This is a genomic window from Chitinilyticum litopenaei DSM 21440, from assembly GCF_000428145.1.
Taxonomy (GTDB): domain Bacteria; phylum Pseudomonadota; class Gammaproteobacteria; order Burkholderiales; family Chitinibacteraceae; genus Chitinilyticum; species Chitinilyticum litopenaei.
Genome location: NZ_ATZJ01000001.1, coordinates 169,995 through 190,005 on the forward strand (window position 1 = coordinate 169,995; position 20,011 = coordinate 190,005).

19 protein-coding genes are annotated in these 20,011 nt (G+C 60.5%); all 19 read left to right on the plus strand.

Going from position 1 to position 20,011, the window contains the following annotated elements; genetic code table 11:
* Positions 1 to 85 precede the first annotated feature (85 nt).
* The 19 genes from ppgK to C515_RS0100915 all read left to right on the plus strand — a co-directional run bounded on the left by ppgK (position 86) and on the right by C515_RS0100915 (position 20,001).
* Positions 86 to 865, plus strand: a complete 780-nt coding sequence (ppgK, locus tag C515_RS0100825; protein WP_051304486.1) for a polyphosphate--glucose phosphotransferase — start codon at positions 86 to 88, stop codon at positions 863 to 865.
* Between the two features lie 217 nt (positions 866 to 1,082).
* Positions 1,083 to 2,987 (plus strand): tRNA uridine-5-carboxymethylaminomethyl(34) synthesis enzyme MnmG, encoded by a 1,905-nt coding sequence (gene mnmG, locus C515_RS0100830; RefSeq protein ID WP_028453971.1) that lies wholly within the window; start codon positions 1,083 to 1,085, stop codon positions 2,985 to 2,987.
* Between the two features lie 106 nt (positions 2,988 to 3,093).
* Positions 3,094 to 3,726, plus strand: coding sequence for a 16S rRNA (guanine(527)-N(7))-methyltransferase RsmG (gene rsmG, locus C515_RS0100835; protein WP_028453972.1), 633 nt, complete (start codon positions 3,094 to 3,096; stop codon positions 3,724 to 3,726).
* Positions 3,727 to 3,745: 19 nt separating this feature from the next.
* Complete coding sequence (locus C515_RS0100840; RefSeq protein WP_043647597.1) at positions 3,746 to 4,531, plus strand: ParA family protein; 786 nt, start codon at positions 3,746 to 3,748, stop codon at positions 4,529 to 4,531.
* A 6-nt stretch (positions 4,532 to 4,537) separates the two neighbouring features.
* Positions 4,538 to 5,374 carry a ParB/RepB/Spo0J family partition protein gene (locus C515_RS0100845; protein ID WP_028453974.1) on the plus strand — a complete coding sequence of 279 codons (837 nt, stop codon included), beginning with the start codon at positions 4,538 to 4,540 and terminating at the stop codon, positions 5,372 to 5,374.
* A gap of 178 nt (positions 5,375 to 5,552) precedes the next feature.
* On the plus strand, positions 5,553 to 5,921 hold the full coding sequence (locus tag C515_RS0100850; protein ID WP_028453975.1) for an ATP synthase subunit I: 369 nt from the start codon (positions 5,553 to 5,555) through the stop codon (positions 5,919 to 5,921).
* Between the two features lie 2 nt (positions 5,922 to 5,923).
* Entirely contained in the window at positions 5,924 to 6,730 is an 807-nt protein-coding gene (gene atpB / locus C515_RS0100855; protein ID WP_028453976.1) for a F0F1 ATP synthase subunit A, read from the plus strand.
* 112 nt (positions 6,731 to 6,842) lie between these two features.
* Positions 6,843 to 7,127 (plus strand): F0F1 ATP synthase subunit C, encoded by a 285-nt coding sequence (gene atpE / locus C515_RS0100860; protein ID WP_028453977.1) that lies wholly within the window; start codon positions 6,843 to 6,845, stop codon positions 7,125 to 7,127.
* Between the two features lie 34 nt (positions 7,128 to 7,161).
* Positions 7,162 to 7,632 (plus strand): F0F1 ATP synthase subunit B, encoded by a 471-nt coding sequence (locus C515_RS0100865; protein ID WP_028453978.1) that lies wholly within the window; start codon positions 7,162 to 7,164, stop codon positions 7,630 to 7,632.
* A gap of 7 nt (positions 7,633 to 7,639) precedes the next feature.
* On the plus strand, positions 7,640 to 8,176 hold the full coding sequence (locus C515_RS0100870) for a F0F1 ATP synthase subunit delta (RefSeq protein ID WP_028453979.1): 537 nt from the start codon (positions 7,640 to 7,642) through the stop codon (positions 8,174 to 8,176).
* Positions 8,177 to 8,186: 10 nt separating this feature from the next.
* Entirely contained in the window at positions 8,187 to 9,728 is a 1,542-nt protein-coding gene (atpA, locus tag C515_RS0100875; RefSeq protein WP_028453980.1) for a F0F1 ATP synthase subunit alpha, read from the plus strand.
* Between the two features lie 25 nt (positions 9,729 to 9,753).
* A complete protein-coding gene (gene atpG / locus C515_RS0100880) occupies positions 9,754 to 10,623 on the plus strand; it encodes a F0F1 ATP synthase subunit gamma (protein WP_028453981.1) in 870 nt (289 codons plus the stop codon).
* 41 nt (positions 10,624 to 10,664) lie between these two features.
* Entirely contained in the window at positions 10,665 to 12,044 is a 1,380-nt protein-coding gene (atpD, locus tag C515_RS0100885) for a F0F1 ATP synthase subunit beta (protein ID WP_028453982.1), read from the plus strand.
* Between the two features lie 11 nt (positions 12,045 to 12,055).
* Positions 12,056 to 12,487 (plus strand): F0F1 ATP synthase subunit epsilon, encoded by a 432-nt coding sequence (locus tag C515_RS0100890; protein ID WP_028453983.1) that lies wholly within the window; start codon positions 12,056 to 12,058, stop codon positions 12,485 to 12,487.
* 190 nt (positions 12,488 to 12,677) lie between these two features.
* On the plus strand, positions 12,678 to 12,860 hold the full coding sequence (locus tag C515_RS0100895; RefSeq protein ID WP_028453984.1) for a hypothetical protein: 183 nt from the start codon (positions 12,678 to 12,680) through the stop codon (positions 12,858 to 12,860).
* A 293-nt stretch (positions 12,861 to 13,153) separates the two neighbouring features.
* The gene (locus tag C515_RS0100900) at positions 13,154 to 14,422 is read left to right on the plus strand and encodes a nitronate monooxygenase (protein ID WP_028453985.1); all 1,269 of its coding nucleotides are present in this window, start codon (positions 13,154 to 13,156) and stop codon (positions 14,420 to 14,422) included.
* Positions 14,423 to 14,996: 574 nt separating this feature from the next.
* On the plus strand, positions 14,997 to 15,758 hold the full coding sequence (locus C515_RS0100905) for a sulfite exporter TauE/SafE family protein (protein WP_028453986.1): 762 nt from the start codon (positions 14,997 to 14,999) through the stop codon (positions 15,756 to 15,758).
* A gap of 91 nt (positions 15,759 to 15,849) precedes the next feature.
* Positions 15,850 to 16,647: a DUF6630 family protein gene (locus C515_RS0100910; RefSeq protein WP_028453987.1), complete on the plus strand. Its 798-nt coding sequence runs from the start codon at positions 15,850 to 15,852 to the stop codon at positions 16,645 to 16,647.
* Positions 16,648 to 16,788: 141 nt separating this feature from the next.
* On the plus strand, positions 16,789 to 20,001 hold the full coding sequence (locus tag C515_RS0100915) for an Ig-like domain-containing protein (protein ID WP_028453988.1): 3,213 nt from the start codon (positions 16,789 to 16,791) through the stop codon (positions 19,999 to 20,001).
* The last annotated feature ends 10 nt before the right edge of the window (positions 20,002 to 20,011 follow it).

A 20,011-nucleotide genomic window follows, 5' to 3' on the forward strand; every position in this document is an offset into this window, starting at 1 on the left:
GCGGGTTTCACCTCTCTTGACTTTGCCCTGTCGCTTGGCAAACTTCCACCCCAAACACCATCTGACCCGGCGGAGACAGTAGAAAATGAGCGAGCAGCAGCCCAGCAAGACAGTGCGTGCGGTATTGGGTATCGATATTGGCGGCACCGGCATCAAGGGAGCACCGGTCAATGTGGATACCGGCGAACTGCTGGCCGAGCGTCACCGCATCGATACGCCGCAGCCGGCCACGCCGGAAGCCGTAGGCAGGGTGGTCAAGCAGCTGGTCGATCATTTCCAGTGGCAGGGCCCCATCGGCTGCACCTTTCCGGCCATCGTCCACAATGGCATGACGCTGTCGGCGGCGAATGTCGATCAGAGCTGGATCAATGCCGAGGCCGAAGCCATCCTCGCCGCCGCCACCGGCCTGAAACTCAAGCTGCTCAATGACGCCGACGCCGCCGGCCTGGCCGAAGTCACCTTTGGCGCCGCGCACGGCAAGAAGGGCAAGATCATCGTCATCACGCTGGGCACCGGCATCGGCAGCGCACTGATCGTCGATGGCAAGCTGATCAGCAATACCGAATTCGGCCACCTGATCTTCCCGCAGGACACCATCGCCGAGAAATACTGTTCGGCCAAGGTCAAGGAAGACCTCGACCTGAAGTGGAAGGACTACAACCCGCGCCTGAACGCCTATCTGCAACACCTGCAGCTGCTCTTTTCGCCCGACCTCGTCATCATTGGCGGCGGCATCAGCAAGAAGGCCGACAAATTCATTCCGGAAATGCAGGGCCTGCGCTTCGAGCTGGTCGCAGCCGAGCTGAAGAACGAGGCCGGGATTGTCGGTGCGGCGCTGGAAGCGGCTGCCACATTTGGTGTTTGATAGGGTATATCCCTGAAGCCTTTGCGCTTGTTGGGCTGTAGGTTAATGGGTTGGACAGTATTTCGATGGCAACGGGCTGACCGCGCAAGCGTGCAGCCCATTGGCTTTTCCGTGTGCCGCTTGCCGGACAGCCCGGCCTTGCTGGTCAGTGGCGTGGCGCAAGTGCCTGTTTTCGCGTAGAATATTTGCCCTTTGCTGATCATCGAGCGCCTTCTTTATGCACTATCCCACCCGCTATGACGTCATTGTGGTCGGCGGCGGCCACGCCGGCACCGAAGCCGCGCTGGCGGCCGCGCGCATGGGGCGCAAGACGCTCTTGCTGACGCACAATATCGAAACGCTGGGGCAGATGAGCTGCAACCCGTCCATCGGCGGCATCGGCAAGGGCCATCTGGTGCGCGAGGTTGACGCGCTCGGCGGTGCGATGGCGCTGGCCACCGACATGAGCGGCATCCAGTTCAAGACGCTGAACGCCAGCAAGGGCCCGGCGGTGCGCGCCACGCGCGCGCAGGCCGACCGCGTGCGCTACAAGGCGGCGATCCGCCACATGCTGGAGAACCAGGAAAACCTCGACATTTTCCAGCAGGAAGTCAGCGACCTGCTGCTCGACGGCGAGCGCGTTACCGGCGCCGTTACGCAGATCGGCATCCGCTTCGAGGCCAGCGCCGTGGTGCTGACCGCCGGCACCTTCCTGGGCGGCAAGATCCACGTCGGCCTGGAAAACCACGTCGGCGGACGCGCCGGCGACCCGGCGTCGATCACGCTGTCGCAACGCCTGCGCGAACTGCAGCTGCCGGTAGGGCGCCTGAAAACCGGCACGCCGCCGCGCATCGACGGCAGAACGATCAATTTCGCCGTGCTCGAATGCCAGCCCGGCGACACGCCCGAGCCGGTGTTTTCCGCTCGTGGTAACCGCAGCATGCACCCGCGCCAGCTGCCGTGCTGGATCGCGCACACCAACACGCAAACGCACGACATCCTGCGCAGCGGCTTTGACCGCAGCCCGATGTTCACCGGCAAGATCGAGGGCGTCGGCCCGCGCTACTGCCCGTCGGTCGAGGACAAGATCAACCGCTTTGCCGACAAGGACAGCCACCAGGTCTTCCTCGAACCCGAGGGCCTGGATACGCACGAATACTATCCGGGCGGTTTTTCGACCAGCCTGCCCTTCGATATCCAGTATGCCGCGCTGCGCTCGATGGCCGGGCTGGAAAACGCACGCATCCTGCGCCCCGGCTATGCGATCGAATACGATTACTTCGACCCGCGCGCACTGAAAGCCAGCTTCGAAACCAAGGCGATCAAGGGGCTGTTTTTTGCCGGCCAGATCAACGGCACCACCGGTTACGAGGAAGCGGCCGCGCAAGGCTTGTTCGCCGGCATGAACGCGGCGCTGTACGCGCGCGACGAGGCGCCGTGGACCCCGGGTCGCGACGAGGCCTATCTGGGCGTGCTGGTCGACGACCTGACCACGCTGGGCGTGACCGAGCCCTACCGCATGTTCACCAGCCGCGCCGAATTCCGCCTGCAGTTGCGCGAGGACAACGCCGACCTGCGCCTCACCGAGCACGGCCGCAGGCTGGGCCTCGTCGGCGATGCGCAGTGGGAGATGTTCTGCCGCAAGCGCGACGCGGTGGAAGCCGAACTGCAAAGGCTGAAAACCACGTGGGTGAACCCGCGCATTCTGGACGCCGCGGATGCCGAGCGCGTGCTGGGTCGCGCGATCGAGCGCGAGTACAACCTTGCGGACCTGCTGCGCCGCCCCGAGGTGAGCTACGCCAGCCTGATGACGCTGGCGTGCGCGCAGCCCAGCGATGGCGAAGCGCTGGTGAACGATGAACTCGTCGCCGAGCAGGTGGAGATCCAGGTCAAATACCAGGGCTATATCGACCGCCAGCAGAGCGAGGTTGCGGCGCGCGCCGACGTCGAGCATTTCCGCCTGCCCGACGATTTTGATTACGGCCAGGTGGTCGGGCTGTCGAAGGAAGTCCAGCAAAAGCTCAATGCACACCGTCCGGAAACGCTGGGGCAGGCCAGCCGCATTTCCGGCATCACGCCGGCGGCGATTGCGCTGCTGGTTGTGCACATCAAGAAGCGCCAGCTCGGCGAACAGGTAGCCTGAAGCAAATCAATAGGCCGTATATTCATGCAGCCATGAATTTGCCTTGCTTGCAGTTTTATACACGGCACTGTATTCAGGCCGGTTTGACAATGAATGGTGATCCGCAATGACTGCACTTGCCCAACAGCTGGCCGCCGGCCTGTCCGCCCTGTCGCTGGAGCTTGACGCCAACCAGCAGCAAAAGCTGCTCGACTACGTTGCCCTGCTGGGCAAATGGAACAAGACCTACAGCCTGACGGCCATCCGCGAGCCCGAGCGCATGGTGACGCACCATCTGCTCGATTCGCTGGCCCCGCTAATGGTAATGGGGTATACGTCCACGCGCATTCTGGATGTTGGCTCGGGCTTTGGTACCCCCGGTATTCCCTGGGCGATTGCCCGGCCGGACTGGCAATTGACGCTGCTCGATTCCAATCACAAGAAAACCACTTTCCTGCGCCAGGCCGTCATGGAACTGCAACTGCACAATGTCACGGTGGTGACGGACCGGGTGGAGCAGTATCATCCGGAAGCACCCTTCGCCTGCATCACTTCGCGCGCCTTTGCCGAGCTGAAGGATTTCGTGCAGTGGACCAGCCACCTGCTGGCCGCGGGCGGACAGTGGGCAGCGCTGAAGGGCGTGTACCCGCACGAGGAAATCGCCCATCTGCCGGCTGGTGTCACCGTCCTGCAGGTGGATGCGCTCACGGTACCCGGACTGGATGCCGAGCGGCATCTGGTCAAGCTGCAGCAACAGTAATATTAAACAGGTTCAAACGATGAAAATTCTGGCGATTGCCAATCAGAAGGGCGGGGTGGGCAAAACCACCACCACGGTCAATCTGGCTGCCAGCCTTGCCCATCTGGACAAGCGCGTGCTGCTGGTCGACCTCGACCCGCAGGGCAATGCCACCATGGGCAGCGGCATCGACAAGGCCAGGCTCAAGAACACGGTGTACACGCTGCTGATCGGGGAGTCGGATGTCGCCGCTACGGTGCTGAAATCCGAAACCGGCGGCTTCGATGTGCTGCCGACCAATCGCGAGCTGGCTGGCGCCGAGGTCGAACTGGTCGATGCCGATGCGCGCGAGTCACGCCTCAAGGCTGCGCTGGAGCAGGTGGCCGGGCAGTATGATTTCGTGATTCTGGATTGCCCGCCAGCCTTGAACCTGCTGACGCTGAACGCGCTGGTCGCCGCCGATTCGGTGATGATCCCGATGCAGTGCGAGTACTACGCGCTGGAAGGCTTGTCCGATCTGGTCGGGACGCTCAAGCGCATCAAGCAGAATCTGAATCGCAAGATTGAAATCGAGGGCTTGCTGCGCACCATGTTCGACCCGCGCTCGACGCTGTCGCAGCAGGTGTCCGACCAGCTGGTCAAGCACTTCACCAGCAAGCTTTATCACACGGTGATTCCGCGCAATATCCGTCTGGCGGAGGCCCCCAGTTACGGCCGGCCGATTCTGGCTTACGACAAGTCGTCCAAGGGCGCGCAAGCCTACCTGCAATTGGCCGAAGAGCTGCTGGCAAGGCATAATCCGCAGCATTCGGCACAAGCGGTTTAAGATCAGATGGTCAGCAAGAAATTCAAGGGACTCGGGCGCGGGCTTGATGCGCTGATGGGTGACAGTGCGCCGGCAGAAACACTGCAGACACTGCCTGTCAGCGCCTTCGTGCCGGGCAAGTATCAGCCGCGCAGTCAGTTCGATCCCGCAGCGCTGCAGGAGCTGGCCGACTCGATCCGCGCCCAGGGTCTGATGCAGCCGGTGCTGGTGCGCCCGCTCGGTGACGAGCGCTTCGAGATCATCGCCGGTGAACGTCGCTGGCGCGCGGCGCAACTGGCCGGTCTGGATGAAATCGCCGCACTGGTGCGCGAAATCCCCGATGAAGCGGCATTGGCGATGGCGCTGATCGAAAACATCCAGCGCGAAAACCTCAATGCGCTGGAAGAAGCCAGCGGCATTCAGCGCCTGATCGACGAATTCGGCATGACGCACGAAAGTGCGGCCGATGCGGTGGGCAAGTCGCGCAGTGCGGTCAGCAATCTCTTGCGCCTCTTGCAATTGTCCGAGCCGGTGCGCGACCTGCTGATGCAGGGGCAGCTCGATATGGGGCATGCCCGCGCCTTGCTGCCGCTGGATACGCTGGCGCAAGTCGAGGCCGCCAGAACGGTGGTGCTCAAGGGATTGTCGGTGCGCGAAACCGAAGCGCTGGTCAAGCGCCTGCTCGACGCGCCACGGGATAAACCGCAGAAGAAGCCCGACCCCGATGTCGCGCGTCTGTGCGAGATGCTGTCGGAAAAAATCGGCGCCAAGGTCACGCTGGCGCCCGGCCGCAAGGGCTCGGGCCGTCTGACCATCGAATACGGCAGCCTTGATCAGCTGGATGCCCTGATCGCCAAATTCTGACGGATTTTCATCAGGGTTTTACCTTATTCTTTCATGTAATTTTCTGTAACATCCGAAACGCTGCGCCAAACTGGTGCAATGCTGCTGGCAAGTAAAAAAAGCGTGTTCCGTCAATGTGCAAAATTGACGTAACTCAAGCGAGCTCCGTATAATCGCCGGGTTTTGCTGGTGGTGGCACATGGTCAAGAAAGCGCAGGTTTACGGGGTTATCCGTCTGCAAGCATGGATTACCGCGGCGCTGACCCTCGGTCTGCTGCTGATCGGCAAACATGCGGCCATGTCCGGTTTCGTCGGCGGGGCCATCGCGCTGGCGGGCAGCCTGCTCTATGCCCGGATCGCCTTCCGGGTGCAATTCGCACCGCCAGCCGCACTATTAAGAATGCATTTTGCAGCAGAAATGGCAAAGCTCGGCATGACGCTACTTGCTTTTGCTGCACTGTTTGTTTTTTTCCGGCAGGTTGCCGCGCTCTGGGTGTTCGCAGGATACCTGGCAGCTGCCAGCGCCTACTGGTTCGGGCTTTTGTTTAAATTAGACGGTAAGAAATAAAAATGGCAGCTTCTTCGAACGGACCTACCGCTACCGAGTATATCCAGCACCACTTGACTCATGCTGGTGCACAATCGGGTTTTCACCTGGATACCTTCTGGGTTGCCCTGATTCTCGGTTTTGTTTTCCTCGCTGTTTTCGGCTATGCCGCACGCAAGGCCACCTCCGGTGTGCCGGGCAAGCTGCAGAATTTCGTCGAGCTGATCGTCGAAATGGTCGACAACCAGATCAAGGATGCCTTTCACGCCAAGAGCAAGGTCATCGGCCCGCTGTCGCTGACCATCTTTGTCTGGGTGTTCCTGATGAACTCCATGGACTTCTTGCCGGTTGACCTGCTGCCGCTGATTGCCCAGCACATCGGCGCCGCGCTGGGTCATGATCCGCACCATGTCTATCTGCGCGTTGTCCCGACTGCGGACGCCAACCAGACCTTCGGCATGTCGCTGACCGTGGTGCTGTTCATCATCGGTTTCTCGATCAAGGCCAAGGGCCTGTTTGGCTGGATCAAGGAGCTCTTCACCGCGCCTTTCCATGCCGACGGCTTCATGAAGATCATTCTGGCTCCGGTCAACTTCGCCTTCCAGCTGATCGAACTGGCTGCCAAGCCGATTTCGCTGGCGCTGCGTCTGTTCGGCAACATGTATGCCGGCGAACTGATCTTCATCCTGATCGCCCTGCTGCCGTTCTGGATCCAGTGGGTGCTGGGTGCGCCGTGGGCCATCTTCCACATTCTGGTCGTCACGCTGCAGGCCTTCGTGTTCATGATGCTGACCATCGTGTACCTGAGCCTGGCGGTCGAAGACCACTAAGCCGCAAAGAATTCTGTAAAGAATCGAGCCTGGCTGGCCTGGCCAGCCGGGCACGTGTAATCCCAACCTCGTTTTACTTCAACCTCAACTATCCTCTTTAGGAGATTTTTAAATGGCTGTTGCTGAAATCGCTTCCGTACAAAGCTTTACCGTTATCGCTGCCGCGATCATCATCGGTCTGGCCGCCATCGGTACCGCTCTGGGCTTTGCAATCCTCGGTGGCAAGTTCCTCGAGTCCTCCGCTCGCCAGCCGGAAATGATCCCGGTTCTGCAAACCAAGCTGTTCATTATCGCCGGTCTGCTGGACGCGATCTCCATGATCGGTGTTGGTGTTGCCATGCTGTACACCTTCAACAACCCGTTCCTGAACGCTGTTGTAGCTGCCGCTGCCAACTAATCATCCGATCAGCCTTTAAAGGAGGATTTTCAGCGTGAATATCAATTTGTCCTTGCTGGGTCAGATGATCACTTTCGGGATCCTGATCTGGTTCACGATGAAATTTGTCTGGCCTCCGCTGACCCAGATGATGGAAGAGCGCGCCAAGCGCATCGCTGACGGTCTGGCTGCTGCCGATCGCGCCAAGCAGGATCTGGCCAATGCCGAAAAGGCATCGGCCGACAAGCTGCGCGAAGCCAAGCAGCAAGCTGCCGAGATCATCGCCCAAGCAGAAAAACGTGCTGCCCAGCTGGTTGAAGAAGCCAAGGTTGCCGCCAAGTCCGAAGGCGAACGCCTTCTGGCCGGCGCCCAGGCCGAAGTTGACCAGCAGGTGCATCAGGCCAAGGAGACGCTGCGTCAGCAGGTCGCCGAACTGGCTCTGGCAGGTGCGGAAAAGATTCTGCGTAGCGAAGTCGACGCAAACAAGCACAGCCAATTGTTGGCATCTATCAAAGCGGAACTGTAAGACAGTCATGGCAGAACTCATCACCGTCGCAAGACCCTATGCCGAGGCTGTCTTTCGTCTGGCGAAGTCAAACGGCACGTTGACCCAGTGGTCCGACGTGCTCGGCTCGCTCGCGCTCATTGCGCAGAACGAGCAGATGCTGGACGTGGTGGCCAATCCCAAGTATTCCGCTACTCAGGCACAAACCCTGCTGACGGAGATTCTGGGTAGTGCGGCGACTGCGGAAGTGAACAACTTCCTCGCCGTACTGCTGGAAAACCGTCGTTTCGCCGTTTTGCCGGCGATCACCGAACTGTTTGAGACCTACAAGGCTGCCGATGCGGGCGAAGTTGAAGCCAGCATTGAAACCGCCTTTGCACTGTCCGACAGCGAGCTCACCGAGCTGACTGCCGTTCTGAAGCAACAACTCAAGCGCTCGGTTACTGCCCGCGTGAGTATCAATCCGGAACTGATCGGCGGCGTCAAGGTGACGGTCGGCGATCTGGTGATTGATGCCTCGGTTAGCGGCAAGCTGGCAGAATTGGCGACAAGCCTGAAGAGCTAGGAGATTTTTAATGCAACTCAATCCGTCCGAAATCAGTGAACTGATTAAAGCTCGGATCCAGAATCTGTCGGAAGGCGCACAGTCCAGCACCACTGGTACCGTAGTCTCCGTAACCGACGGTATCGTTCGCGTACACGGCCTGTCCGATGTCATGCAGGGCGAAATGCTGGAATTCCCGGGCAACACCTTTGGTCTGGCGCTCAACCTCGAGCGTGATTCCGTCGGTGCCGTAGTACTGGGTGAATACAAGCACATCGTCGAAGGCGACGTTGTGAAGTGTACCGGCCGCATTCTGGAAGTACCGGTTGGTCGCGAACTGGTTGGCCGCGTGGTGAACGCCCTGGGCCAGCCGATCGACGGCAAGGGTCCGCTGGGTACCAGCAAGACCAGCCCGATCGAAAAGATCGCTCCGGGTGTAATTGCCCGTCAATCCGTATCCCAGCCGCTGCAAACCGGTATCAAGTCCATCGACACCATGGTGCCGATCGGTCGTGGCCAGCGTGAGCTGATCATTGGTGACCGTCAGACCGGCAAGACTGCCGTTGCGCTGGACGCGATCATCAACCAGAAGGGTACTGGTGTTACGTGTATCTACGTTGCGATCGGCCAGAAGGCTTCGTCGATTGCCAACGTCGTACGCAAGCTGGAAGAGCATGGCGCCATGGGTCATACCATCGTTGTTGCTGCTTCCGCTTCCGAGTCCGCTGCGCTGCAATACATCGCTGCCTACTCCGGTTGCACCATGGGCGAATTCTTCCGTGACAACGGTGAAGATGCCCTGATCGTTTACGATGACCTGTCCAAGCAAGCCGTTGCTTACCGTCAGATCTCCCTGTTGCTGCGCCGCCCGCCGGGCCGTGAAGCATTCCCGGGCGATGTATTCTATCTCCACTCCCGTCTGCTGGAACGCGCTGCGCGCATCAACGACGTGGAAGTCGAGAAGCTGACCAATGGCGCCGTGAAGGGCAAGACTGGCTCGCTGACCGCCCTGCCGATCATCGAAACCCAGGCTGGTGACGTTTCGGCCTTCGTTCCGACCAACGTGATCTCGATTACCGACGGCCAGATCTTCCTGGAAACCGATCTGTTCAACGCCGGTATCCGTCCGGCCATGAACGCCGGTATCTCGGTATCGCGCGTCGGCGGTGCAGCCCAGACCAAGATCATCAAGAAGCTCGGTGGCGGTGTGCGTCTGGCCCTGGCCCAGTATCGTGAACTGGCTGCGTTCGCGCAGTTCGCTTCCGATCTGGACGAAGCCACCCGCAAGCAGCTCGAGCGCGGCAAGCTGGTGACCGAGTTGATGAAGCAGGCCCAGTACAGCCCGCTGAAGGTTTCCGAACTCGGCGTGACCCTGTTGCTGATCAACAAGGGTTCCTACGACGATGTTCCGGTCGACAAGGCTCTGGCCTTTGAAGCTGCCTTCCTGTCCAACCTCAAGGCCAACCATGCAGATCTGCTGGCCCGTGTTGACGCGAAGGGCGAACTGTCTGGCGAAGATGAAGCTGCCATCATGAAGGCGGTGGAAAGCTTCAAGTCCAGCGCTGCCTACTGATCGACGTTGAAACGAGGATCAGAACATGGCAAGCGGTAAGGAAATTCGCACCAAGATCAAAAGCGTAAAAAACACGCAGAAGATCACCCGCGCCATGGAAATGGTTGCCACGTCGAAAATGCGCAAGTCTCAGGAACGTATGCGGGCAGCCCGCCCTTACGGTGAAAAAATCCGTAATGTGGCTGCCCACCTGAGCGTGGCGCTGGTCGACTATGTGCACCCCTTCCTGCAGAAGCGCGATACCGTCAAGAAGGCCGGTATCATTGTGGTTTCGTCCGACAAGGGCCTGTGTGGTGGCTTGAACACCAACATGCTGCGTCTGGCCGTGAACCGCATGAAAGATCTCGACCAGAAAGGTATCGGTTGTGCGGTGACTGCGATCGGTAGCAAGGGTCTGGGTTTCATGAACCGTAGCCGTGCGAATGTGATTTCGCGCGTGATCGGTCTGGGTGACACCCCGCACCTCGAGCAACTGATCGGCCCGATCAAGGTGATGGTGGATGCTTATGTCGCCGGTGAAGTGGACGAAGTGCATATCGTCTACACCAAGTTCATCAATACGATGAAGCAGGAACCGGTGATCGAGCAGCTGCTGCCGCTGTCGGGCGAGTCCTTCGGCCAGCCGGAACATGGCTACAACTGGGAATACCTGTACGAGCCGGATGCCAAGACCGTCATTGACGATCTGATGAACCGCTATCTGGAAGCCTTGGTTTACCAGGCCGTAGCGGAAAACATGGCGTCCGAGAACGCAGCCCGGATGGTGGCAATGAAGGCCGCAACCGATAACGCTGACAAGGTGATCGGCAACCTGCAACTGCTGTACAACAAGACCCGTCAAGCTGCGATTACGAAGGAACTGTCCGAAATCGTAGCCGGTGCTGCAGCGGTTTGATGGTTAGCCAACCCGAATTGATGAGAATTTAGGAAACGACGATGAGCCAAGGTAAAATCGTGCAAATCATCGGCCCGGTAGTCGACGTGGAATTCCCGCGTGACTCCCTGCCCAAGGTGTATGACGCACTCAAGCTCGTTGACCAGGATCTGACGCTGGAAGTCCAGCAGCAGCTTGGCGACGGCGTAGTGCGTTCCATTGCCATGGGTACGACCGATGGTCTGAAGCGCGGCATGAGCGTGGGCAATACCGGCAACCCGATTTCGGTGCCGGTTGGTAATGCCACGCTGGGCCGCATCATGGACGTGCTGGGTAACCCGATCGACGAAGCCGGTCCGGTTAACGCAGAAACTGTTCGCGCCATTCACCAACCCGCCCCGAAGTTCGATGAGCTGAACCAGACCATCGATCTGCTGGAAACCGGCATCAAGGTTATTGACCTGATTTGTCCGTTTGCCAAGGGTGGCAAGGTTGGTCTGTTCGGTGGTGCCGGTGTCGGCAAGACCGTAAACATGATGGAACTGATCAACAACATCGCGAAGGCCCACTCCGGTCTGTCCGTATTCGCGGGTGTTGGTGAGCGTACCCGTGAAGGTAACGACTTCTACCACGAAATGAAGGACTCCAACGTTCTTGATAAAGTGGCGATGGTTTACGGCCAGATGAACGAGCCGCCGGGCAACCGTCTGCGCGTGGCCCTGACCGGTCTGTCGATCGCGGAACACTTCCGTGACGAAGGTCGTGACATCCTGTTCTTCGTGGACAACATCTACCGTTACACCCTGGCCGGTACCGAAGTATCCGCGCTGCTGGGTCGTATGCCGTCCGCCGTAGGCTATCAGCCGACGCTGGCGGAAGAAATGGGTGCCCTGCAAGAGCGTATTACTTCCACCAAGACCGGTTCCATTACGTCCATCCAGGCCGTATACGTACCGGCGGATGACTTGACCGATCCGTCGCCGGCGACCACCTTCGCCCACTTGGACGCGACCGTGGTACTGTCCCGTGACATCGCCGCGCTGGGTATCTACCCGGCCGTTGATCCGCTGGACTCCACTTCCCGTCAGCTGGATCCGCAAGTCGTTGGTGAAGAGCACTACTACGTTGCCCGTGGCGTGCAATCCACCCTGCAGAAGTACAAGGAACTCCAGGACATCATCGCGATTCTGGGTATGGACGAACTGTCGGCCGAAGACAAGCTGACCGTCGCCCGCGCTCGCAAGATCCAGCGTTTCCTGTCCCAGCCGTTCCACGTTGCTGAAGTCTTTACCGGTTCCCCGGGCAAGTATGTGCCGCTCAAGGAAACCCTGAAGGGCTTCAAGGGCATTCTCAACGGCGATTACGACCACCTCCCCGAACAAGCCTTCTACATGGTTGGCGGCATCGAGGAAGCAATCGAAAAAGCCAAGACCTTGCAATAAGGGGGTAGGCCATGGCGATGACCATGCATGTGGACGTTGTGAGCGCCGAAGAGCTGATCTTCTCCGGCACCGCCGAGTTCATCTCGGCGCCGGCCGACAAGGGCGAGATCGGCATCCTGCCGCGCCACGCACCGTTGCTCACCCGTATCCGCCCCGGTGCACTGCGCATCAAGCGAGCCGAGAACACCGGCGAAGAGGATGTCATTCTCTTCGTTTCCGGCGGCCTGCTGGAAGTGCAGCCGCACGTGGTGACCGTACTGGCCGACACCGCGATTCGCGGTGCCGACATTGACGAAGCCAAGGCCATCGAGGCCAAGCGCAAGGCAGAAGAAGCGCTGAAGAACCACTCCGGTTCGATGGAATTCGCAATGGCGCAGGCCGAGCTGATCGAAGCAGTCGCCAAGCTGGGTGTGCTGTCGAAGATGAAGCATCGCGGTCACTGAGCGGAAGCCAGCAAGTCCAAGTAGCAAGAACGGGCAGCCACCAGGCTGCCCGTTTGCTTTTGCCGGTGGGTATTCCCGGCAAGCCAAAGTGGCGCAAGGGTTGCCGGCGTATGGCTGTGCACGTATAGCAAGCATTTCATGATTGTTCTGCCCGCGCGCGCATTGCAGGGCAGCTTCCGGAGAGCATCACATGGGTGAGATCGTGCCGTTTCGCAAGCGGACCCAGCACAAGTCCGCTGCACCGGCCAGACCGGTTGTGCCGGCGCCGGACCTGCCGGAATCCGGCCTGCGCAGCCGCCGCGTGCGCCGCCTACTGTGTGGCCTCGTGCTGGCCGCCTTGCTGCTGCCGTTTCTGCTGAATCTGCTGGGCTGAGAGCCCCCCGCTGCCGGCTCAGGAAGGCCTCTTCTGGCGATTGCTTGCGGCGTGTGCATTGACGGCGTAGCCGGGCGGCGTGATTTCCTGCAACACGGTGTCGCCCCCCGAAACCACTGCGCCCCCTTTGTTGCTCTGGGGAAACAGCCGGTGGGCGTGAATATGACCGGCAGTAGTCCGTCGGAATGTCCCTTACGGACTGCACGGCGGAGCGCAATTCAGGATATGATTCAGCCTTTACATTATGGCGCTCGTGCGACTTCCTGGCCGTGCAGTGCAAGCAGATAGCCTGAATGAAGTGTGTTGATGATTTTCGTCTGAAATTTGGCGACAAGGAATATGTGCCGATCATGATCGGCGGCATGGGTGTGGATATTTCAACGGCCGATCTGGCGCTGGAAGCCTGCCGGCTCGGCGGCATCGGGCATATTTCCGACGCCATGATCAAGACGGTCACCGACCGCCGCTATCAGACGAAATACGTCAAGGAAAAGCTGGCCAAGTACAAGTTCAACGTGAACAACGCCGACAAGTCCGTCGTGCAGTTCGACCTTGAACAGCTGGCCGACGCGCAGCGCATGCATGTGCTGAAAACCATGGAGCGCAAGCAGGGCGCCGGCATGGTGTTCATCAATGTCATGGAAAAGCTGACGATGAACTCGCCCAAGGACACGCTGCGCGTGCGCCTGCATGCCGCGCTGGATGCCGGCATCGATGGCATCACGCTGGCGGCGGGCCTGCATCTGGGCTCCTTTGCGCTGATGGAAGATCACCCGCGCTTTCGTGATGCCAAGCTCGGCATCATCGTGTCCTCGGTACGCGCGCTGCAGCTGTTCCTGAAAAAGTCGGCCCGCACCGGCCGTCTGCCCGACTATGTGGTGGTGGAAGGCCCGCTGGCCGGCGGCCACCTCGGCTTTGGCATGGACTGGGACAAGTACGATCTCGAAACCATCGTCAGGGAAGTGCTGGAGTGGCTGCAGGCGGAAAACCTGGCCATCCCGGTGATTCCGGCCGGCGGCATCTTCACCGGCAGCGATGCCGTCAAATACCTGGAAATGGGCTGTGGCGCCGTGCAGGTGGCAACCCGCTTCACCGTCACCCGTGAATGCGGGCTGCCGGACAAGGTCAAGCAGGAATACTTCAAGGCCAGCGAAGACCAGATCGAAGTCAACGAGATTTCCCCGACCGGCTACCCGATGCGCATGATCAAGAGCAGCCCGGCCATCGGCTCCGGCCTCAAGCCCAATTGCGAGGCCTATGGTTATCTGCTCGACGCCAAGGGCAACTGCTCCTATGTCAGCGCCTACAACAAGGTGCTCGATGACAATCCCGGCGTGAAGAAAATCTCCGAGATTCATGTCTACGAGAAGACCTGCCTGTGCACGCACATGCGCAACTTCGACTGCTGGACCTGCGGTCATTACACCTATCGCCTGAAGGACACGACCAATGTCCTGGCGGATGGCAGCTACCAGTTGCTGACCGCCGAGCATGTGTTCAAGGATTATCAGTACAGCCGCGACAACAGCATCAGCCTGCCGCCCCTGCCGCAAGAGCAGTAAGCGCCAGCTCCGCTAAGCCCGCCATCCGGCGGGCTTTGTCATTCCGGGTCCTGATGGGCAAGCGGCAAAGGGTCAGGGCCGTTGTTTCCGTGCCCCGCGCGAACTTGCTGCGGGCGCAGGCGGGAAGCCGGCCAGGCGCCTTGCATGCTGTATGCCTGGCTGCGCGGGCATGACGGTCCGGCGTCTTGCCAGTCAGGTGCGGGTTGGCGCCGGCACGCGCTTTCCGTCTGACGTGCTGCAGGTTTTCCCCGCTTGGCCTGCTGTTCACGCTGCGGCATGCTGAGCGTTTGCCTAGGTTCTGTTGACGTTTTGTTTGCGCTGCCCGTTTGTGCTGTTTTTGGCCTGAAACAAGGCGCGAAGCCCGCCGCATAGTCGTTCTATGCAAGGGCTTTGCAACGCAGGGTCAGGCCAAAAACAGCCAAATCCGGAGGACTGGGCGCTTTTTGCGCCGACTCCGCGTTGTTGCTTCGCTGACATAACTCGTTATGCGGCGCTCGCAACACCTTGATTCGGCGCAAAAATCACTCCAGCGGGAACGCAAACAAAACGTCAACAGAACCTGGAGGCTGCGGTGATGACCGAAACCCTGCTGCTGCTGGTGCCGCTGGCCTTTGTTGCCGGCCTGATCGATGCCGCCGCCGGCGGTGGCGGGCTGGTGCAATTGCCCGCCCTCTTTGCCGCATTGCCGCGTGAATTGCCGGCGCTGCTGCTGGGCAGCAACAAATTTGCCTCCATCTGGGGTACGGCATCGGCGTGCTGGTCGTATGTGCGCCGTATCCGCATTCCCTGGCGACTGGTGTTGCCCGCGGCACTGTGCGCCTTTGCCGGCAGCTTTCTGGGGGCGCGTGTGGTGCACTGGCTGCCGGCCGACTGGGTGCGCCCGCTGGTGATCGGCCTGCTCTTGCTGATGCTGGTCTACACCTGGCTGCGCCCGGCATTTGGCGCCGCCGATGCCGACCGCCCGCTAAGCCGGCGCGATGTGCTCACCGGCATGGTGCTGGGTGGTGCAATCGGCTTCTACGACGGCATTTTCGGGCCAGGAACCGGCACCTTTCTGGTCTTCCTGTTCGTGCGTTGTTTCCACTTTGATTTCCTGCGCGCCACCGCTTGCGCCAAGGTGGTGAATCTCGCCACCAATGCGGCGGCGCTGGCTTTTTTCATTCCGGCCAAGCTGGTGCTCTTCAGCGTTGCCATTCCCATGGCGCTGGCCAATGTGGCCGGCGCGCAATGCGGCACCTGGCTGGCGCTGCGGGGTGGCAACCGCTGGATCCGGCAACTTTTCCTCGTACTGGCCCTGCTGCTGCTGACGCGGCTGGTCTGGCTGCAGTGGGCCTGACCAGACGTCCGCGATACACGATGCCGCTTGCCGGTTGGCGTGCCCGCGGCGCGCGGGCATGATGATGACTTCCTGCCAGGCCGGATGAACCATGCCCGCTTTTCCTTCCTATTCCTCACTTACCGCAGCCGCGCTGCACGAGCTGCTCGCGCTGGGTGCGGACGATGGCCTGAGCTGGCCGGATGGCCAGTTTGCCACCCGTCACACGATTTACCCGGATGTCCTGATTATTGACCCTGGGTATGCTGATCAGCGCGAATACAAGATTTGGCTGGAGAGCAATACAGTGAAGGGTATTTGTGCATTGCCCGACGAGGCCGAGGCGGGCGGGCAAAGCTATTACCTGCTGGATGAGGAAGATGAGGCGCTGCTGAGCGCGGCCCTGCAGCGCATGGCCGCCAGCCTGCTGCCCGCCTGCCGGCCGGGCTACAGCGAGCTGCTGGCCTTTCTGGGCCACTGCATTGGTGAGGAGCAGGCTGCACGGCTGTTTGATGCGCGCATCGGCAGCTTTCCCGCCGATGTCCGCCTGCGCTGGGCGCTGCTGGCCGACGTGCTCGACGAAGCGGGGCAGCTGACCAGCTTCGAGTGGCAGGCCTGGCACGATGAAGGCGTGGCCCTGCTCAATACCCTGCCGATTGTCGCCGCGCGCGACATCCACATCCCCGAACCCGATGGCCGCGCCCGCCGCGCCGTGCTGGATGCCGACGATCCCCGTGCCGCCATGTTCGATTACTTCCGCCTCTATCTGGACGAGGCCGAGCTGATGCTGGTGGCGCTGGGCAGCGAGCTGGCCGATTTCCAGACCTTTGTCGTGCTGCCGCTGGACGACTATCGCGCCGCCCGTGCGCTGGCGCAATGCAGTAGCCTGGGGCTGGCCGCGCAGTGGTAGCGGCACCGTTTATCCGAATATCATGAAAATCTAATGAACGGTATTAATCCCTGAAAAAAGAGTGTGTTAGCATTACTTACGGTCGCGCTGTAAGCACAAGCCAGCCCGATCCGCTCTTTGCCAACACCGACGGGGTACGCCATGACTGCAGCCAACTGGACCAATCAGCAGGTGATTGATCAGCTCAATTCTGGCGAGAAATGGACCGGCTCCACCATCACCTATGCCTTCCCCACGCTGGCTTCGGGCATGTTTTCGCAGGGCGAGGCGACCGGATTCAAGGCGGCAACGGCCAGCCAGCAAGTCTGGCTGAAGCTGGCGCTGCAAAGCTGGGATGAACTGATTCCGCAGAGCTTTGCGCAAGTCAGCAGCGGCTCGAACATCGAGCTCGCCTATACCACCACCAATATCAGCTACGCCCACGCCTACCATCCCACCATCGGCAGCGTGTGGTTCAATGCCGGCCACACATCGCTGACCAGCACCACGGTCGGTTCCTACGGCTACATGGCCGCCATGCACGAGATCGGTCATGCCATGGGGCTGGAGCACATGGGCAACTACAACGGCGGCGGCAGCTGGACACCGTCGTCCTACCAGGATTCGGCCGTCTTTTCGATCATGTCCTACTTCGGCCCGCAGGGGGCTGCGCCACTGTACAGCGCCGAGGTCATGCAGGCCGACTGGACGGCCGCCAACGGCGTCACCTATTCGGCGCAAACGCCGATGCTGCACGACATCATGGCCATCCAGGCCATGTATGGCGTCTCGACCACCACGCGGCTGGGCGACACCGTTTACGGCTTTGGCAGCAATGTCAGCGGCACGGCGCGCGAAATCTACGACTTCAGCTTCAACCAGAACCCCATCCTGACGATCTTCGACTCGGGCGGCACCGACACGCTCAACCTCGCCGGCTGGAGCAGCAATTCGACCGTCTACCTGCAAAGCGGCAAGTATTCCTCGTGCAACAACATGAGCAACAACATCGCCATCGCCTACGGTTGCGTGATCGAGAACGCCACAACCGGCAATGGCAATGACTTCCTGCAGGGCAACGACGTGGCCAACCGCCTGGAAGCCGGCGGCGGCAACGACAGGCTGGAAGGTGGTGGCGGCAATGACTGGCTCTATGGCGGCGCTGGCATCGATACCGCGCTGGTGACCGGCTACTACGCGCAATACTCCTTCACCTATGATCCGGAAACCCAGGGTTTCTCGATGCAGGGCGGCAATACCGGGCTGGATTGGCTCTTCGGTTTTGAATACGTGCAATTTGGCGACGCACTGAAAACCGTGCAGGATCTGCTGGCCAGCAGTGGCAGTGGTTCGTCGGGCAGTACCGACACGTTTGCACCGACACTGCTGAGCTCCTCGCCGGCCGACAATGGCAGCGATGTTGCGGTCGGCAGCAATATCGTGCTGACCTTCAGCGAGGCCGTCGTTGCCGGCAACGGGCTGATTCGCGTGCACAAGGCCGATGGCAGCGTGGCAATGAGCATTGCCGCCAATGACGCCAGCCAGGTTGCCATCAGCGGCAGCACGGTGACCATCAATCCGGCCAATGACCTGCTGGGTGGCCAGTCCTACTACGTCACCGTCGAGCAGGGCGCGCTGCGTGACCTCAGCGGCAACGGTTTTGCCGGCATTGCCGATGCCGCGACGCTGAATTTCAGCACCAAGAGCACGACCACCACCGTCTCCAGTGTTGATGATTACGCCAACAGCACCGCCACGACCGGCGTGGTGCTGGTCAATGGCGCGGCCAGCAGCGGCGCGATCAACTACACCGACGATGTCGATGTCTTCAAGGTAGCGCTGACTGCCGGCAAGACCTATGTCTTCGACCTGCAGCGCAGTGGCGACGCCGGTTTGAGCAATCCCTACCTTGAGCTTTACAGCCCCTATCTGAGCTTTGTCGCCTACAACGACGATGGCGGCGGCAATGGCAATGCACGCATCACCGTCAAGGTCAGCCTCACCGGCAACTACTATCTGGCTGCCTGGGATGCCGGCGCCGGCACCGGCCACTACACGCTGAAAGCCGCGCTGGCCGACCTCGTCGCCCCGACGCTGACGCTCGCCAGCCCGAACAATGGCCGCACCGATGTCGCGACCAACAGCAACATCACGCTGACCTTCAGCGAGGCAATCAAGGCCGGCAGTGGCCAGATCCAGATATTCAAGCTGTCCGGCGAACTGGTGCACAGCATCAATATCAGCGACAGCAGTCAGGTCAGCATCAGCGGCAGCACGCTGACGATCAATCCGGTGCAGGATCTGGACGCCAGCACCGTCTATTACGTCAAGATGGCCAGTGGCGTGGTGAAAGACCTGGCCGGCAACAACTACGCCGGGCTCAATACCACGACCGCGCTGAAATTCACTACCGGCCTGAAAACCATCGAAGGCACGGCTGGTGACGATACGCTGAACGGCGGCGCGCAGAACGAGAAGCTGCTGGGCCAGAACGGCAATGACACGCTGGATGGCGGCGCCGGCGCCGATGTACTGATTGGCGGCAGCGGCCATGACCGCTACTTTGTCGACAATATTGGCGACAAGGTGCAGGAAACCAGCAGCGTTGCCGGCGAAATCGACAGCGTCTTCAGCTCGGTCAACTTCACGCTGGGCGCCAATCTGGAAAACCTCACACTGCTTGGCAGCGCCAGCCTCAGCGGCACCGGCAATGCCCTGGCCAATACGCTCACCGGCAATGCGGGCAACAATATCCTGAATGGCGGAAACGGCAACGACGTGCTGGACGGTGGCGCTGGCGCCGATACCCTTAACGGCGGTTATGGCGCCGACACCTACCATGTCGACCACGTGCTGGACAGGATCGTCGAGATCGGGACCGACATCGACACCGTCCATGCCAGTGTCGATTACACGCTGGCCGCCGGGGTGGAGCGTTTGCTGCTGACCGGCAGCGCCGCACTGACCGGCCGCGGCAATACGCTCAACAATGTCCTGCAGGGCAATGACGGCAACAACATCCTGATTGGCGGCGGCGGCGCCGACCAGCTGCAGGGCGGGCTGGGGGCCGATGCCTTTGTCTTCCTGGCCTATGCCGAACTCGGCCTTGGCAGCCGGCGCGATGTCATCCTCGACTTCAATGCCGCCGAAGGCGACCGCATCGACCTTTCGGCGCTTGATGCCGTGCCGGCCACCACGACCGTCAATAATGCCTTCACCTTTATCGGCGGCAATGCCTTCAGCGGCAACGCCACCGGCCAGGTGCGCTTTGCCGACGGCGTGCTGCAGATCAGCAACGACGCCGATCTGGCCGCCGAGTACGAAATCCAGCTGCTGGGCGTGACCACGCTGGATGTCAGCGCACTCTTGCTGTAAGCCTGTACCC

Coding starts and splice junctions, on each gene's coding strand:
- ppgK (WP_051304486.1), top strand. CDS start 86: ATGAGCGAGCAGCAGCCCAGCAAGACAGTGCGTGCGGTATTGGGTATC.
- mnmG (WP_028453971.1), top strand. CDS start 1,083: ATGCACTATCCCACCCGCTATGACGTCATTGTGGTCGGCGGCGGCCAC.
- rsmG (WP_028453972.1), top strand. CDS start 3,094: ATGACTGCACTTGCCCAACAGCTGGCCGCCGGCCTGTCCGCCCTGTCG.
- C515_RS0100840 (WP_043647597.1), top strand. CDS start 3,746: ATGAAAATTCTGGCGATTGCCAATCAGAAGGGCGGGGTGGGCAAAACC.
- C515_RS0100845 (WP_028453974.1), top strand. CDS start 4,538: ATGGTCAGCAAGAAATTCAAGGGACTCGGGCGCGGGCTTGATGCGCTG.
- C515_RS0100850 (WP_028453975.1), top strand. CDS start 5,553: ATGGTCAAGAAAGCGCAGGTTTACGGGGTTATCCGTCTGCAAGCATGG.
- atpB (WP_028453976.1), top strand. CDS start 5,924: ATGGCAGCTTCTTCGAACGGACCTACCGCTACCGAGTATATCCAGCAC.
- atpE (WP_028453977.1), top strand. CDS start 6,843: ATGGCTGTTGCTGAAATCGCTTCCGTACAAAGCTTTACCGTTATCGCT.
- C515_RS0100870 (WP_028453979.1), top strand. CDS start 7,640: ATGGCAGAACTCATCACCGTCGCAAGACCCTATGCCGAGGCTGTCTTT.
- atpA (WP_028453980.1), top strand. CDS start 8,187: ATGCAACTCAATCCGTCCGAAATCAGTGAACTGATTAAAGCTCGGATC.
- atpG (WP_028453981.1), top strand. CDS start 9,754: ATGGCAAGCGGTAAGGAAATTCGCACCAAGATCAAAAGCGTAAAAAAC.
- atpD (WP_028453982.1), top strand. CDS start 10,665: ATGAGCCAAGGTAAAATCGTGCAAATCATCGGCCCGGTAGTCGACGTG.
- C515_RS0100890 (WP_028453983.1), top strand. CDS start 12,056: ATGGCGATGACCATGCATGTGGACGTTGTGAGCGCCGAAGAGCTGATC.
- C515_RS0100895 (WP_028453984.1), top strand. CDS start 12,678: ATGGGTGAGATCGTGCCGTTTCGCAAGCGGACCCAGCACAAGTCCGCT.
- C515_RS0100900 (WP_028453985.1), top strand. CDS start 13,154: ATGAAGTGTGTTGATGATTTTCGTCTGAAATTTGGCGACAAGGAATAT.
- C515_RS0100905 (WP_028453986.1), top strand. CDS start 14,997: ATGACCGAAACCCTGCTGCTGCTGGTGCCGCTGGCCTTTGTTGCCGGC.
- C515_RS0100910 (WP_028453987.1), top strand. CDS start 15,850: ATGCCCGCTTTTCCTTCCTATTCCTCACTTACCGCAGCCGCGCTGCAC.
- C515_RS0100915 (WP_028453988.1), top strand. CDS start 16,789: ATGACTGCAGCCAACTGGACCAATCAGCAGGTGATTGATCAGCTCAAT.